This is a genomic window from Candidatus Pelagibacter communis (assembly GCF_001180025.1).
Taxonomy (GTDB): domain Bacteria; phylum Pseudomonadota; class Alphaproteobacteria; order Pelagibacterales; family Pelagibacteraceae; genus Pelagibacter; species Pelagibacter ubique_A.
Genome location: NZ_CVSK01000034.1, coordinates 1 through 923, shown reverse-complemented (window position 1 = coordinate 923; position 923 = coordinate 1). Strand labels below are relative to the sequence as shown.

Here is a 923-nt window from a genome sequence, read left to right as displayed (position 1 = left end):
AGACCTCTATCAATAATCAAATTTTTTTGATGCCTAGTAAAATTACAAGAAGAATAATCCTCAATAGTTAAAGCGCAATGAAGAGAGGTGCTTTTTGATAATTTATTAAATTTATTATTTTTATCTGAGTAATAACCAGTATTTGATATTAATTTTTTATCATTTGAAAATATTTCAAATGATAAGGCACCTGCTTGATAGTCATTGGAAAATTTTTTATTAGGACTAGAACCTATATCAGCAGCTAGAATTATCTTTTTATTCTTAAGTATTGCATAACCCCCTAGTTCATTAATTTGACTTTTAAAAGTGTAACCAAACCTTTTCAAGTATTGATCAAATTCTTTATTTTCAGAAGAAAAATTACCATTAAAAAAAATATCTTGCTGTATATTTTGCCAAATGAAAGCATAACTTGATCCTAAATAATAAATGGTCTCATCAATATATTCAGGAATTAAACTCTGAGATTCTTTAAACCACTCTCTAATAATTATAAAGTATTTTAAATAAAATATTAATTGCCTGATATTTCTTGATTTTGGAAAGCCTTGATTATCAATTGAGGATTTAATGATATTTTTTAATAAATTTAATCCATTTACTATATATTGTTTTTCATTTTTATAAGCTAATCCAGTTAAAATGATTGCAGCGCACCCAATCATCTTATTTTCTACTTCTGTTGAATTTTTGATTTCATTTAACAAATGATTAGTTTGTTTTTGAATCATATGATCAAAAGTAGATCTGTATTCTTGATCACCATCTTCATAAGTGAGTTGATGATTTGATAACCATGAAATAATTCTTTTTGCTGTTAAATCAAATTCCCAACTTTTTTTTTGAAATTTATTGTTATTTGAAATCCAATTTTTAACGACTGTTTGTGTAGTTTTTTTTGAAGATTTTAAGTCTAAGCT

General features: G+C 24.8%; 1 protein-coding gene. It reads right to left on the bottom strand.

Features of this window, described 5'->3' with window-relative positions:
* Positions 1–923: heparinase II/III domain-containing protein (locus AMN83_RS01660; RefSeq protein WP_179850401.1), on the bottom strand; the 923-nt coding region annotated here is incomplete at both ends.